The 1,047-nt window shown below is 38.1% G+C and carries 1 protein-coding gene; it reads right to left on the bottom strand.

Annotated features, from left to right (window positions below; genetic code table 11):
* Window positions 1-241 precede the first annotated feature (241 nt).
* Entirely contained in the window at window positions 242-682 is a 441-nt protein-coding gene (locus tag A3738_RS27220) for an RDD family protein (RefSeq protein WP_068502141.1), read from the bottom strand.
* Between the last annotated feature and the right edge of the window lie 365 nt (window positions 683-1,047).

Here is a 1,047-nt window from a genome sequence, read left to right as displayed (position 1 = left end):
GCTTAAACAAATAACTTTCAACATCAAGATTGTGCTCCAGCATCAGCAAAACATTCAGTGGCATAGAGAGATTGGAGAAAAATAGAGGTATTGATAAGGAAAGGATTAGACAAGAGCCGACTTTAACTATTCCGCAATTTAGGAGGCATGACTAACCACTCTTGTTTATAGAACAGATCTAACTGACTTTTATTTTCAACGTTCTATATAAGCGTGAGTAGAATAGATGTTATTGGCTTATTCATCTGGTTGTCGTGACAATTGTGCGAGACCAAATATCACCTACTTTGGAACCAAACTGTTTATGCGTATATAAGATGTCCACAACGAATAATGTGACTCCTAGACTATTCCGGAAGAAAGACTGAATAAGGTCACATGAAAAGCCGGTTTCGACGTCCATAACTCTAATATCCATCAACTTTTTGCCTATGCTTTGACCATTAGGCAAGCTATCTCGCAACAAAAAGTAAAATAACGGTATGAGGTAGTCCGCTGTAGCATCCGTATAACCAGCTTCGATAACGGCCCCGCCGACGAGATAACAAAAACTCCATAAAAGGCCAACAACTAGCAAATCAATCCCAAAGGCCCAAGACCTTTTCTCTAAACTAATCTCTTTATTTTTTGAATATAAATCCACATCAGCAAACCCGCTGATTTCCCTTATTTTTTTAAACATCCGAATTTCCATTTATATACAACTTGGGCTCACAGCCCCCAAAATATAGACCTTCGCCTTAGAACTCTCTATTGAAAGAAAATGTTTCAAGTTCTTTTCTAAGAGTTTTTTGGTAGAAGGGAATACCAATCCATGAATACGCAACTATCAACAACCAAGAAATAGATATCCAGAAGGAAGCTCTAGGATATCCAATATCACCCACAACAAGAGATAACAGATTAAATAGCAAGTAAGCAAAAATTAGAACGAGACACCCTTCGATCTGTGTTAATGCCGATAATTTGGAATTGAATCTCCACCAAAACCCCAGGAAAAAGTTCTTCCTCATCTTGATGTTTCCCAATAAGGTCAGCGCTTCTCGT

This window comes from Oleiphilus sp. HI0066 (assembly GCF_001635725.1).
Note: the sequence above shows the minus strand (reverse complement) of the source record. Positions and strands in the feature narration are given on the sequence as shown.

Coding starts and splice junctions, on each gene's coding strand:
- A3738_RS27220 (WP_068502141.1), bottom strand. CDS start 682: ATGTTTAAAAAAATAAGGGAAATCAGCGGGTTTGCTGATGTGGATTTA.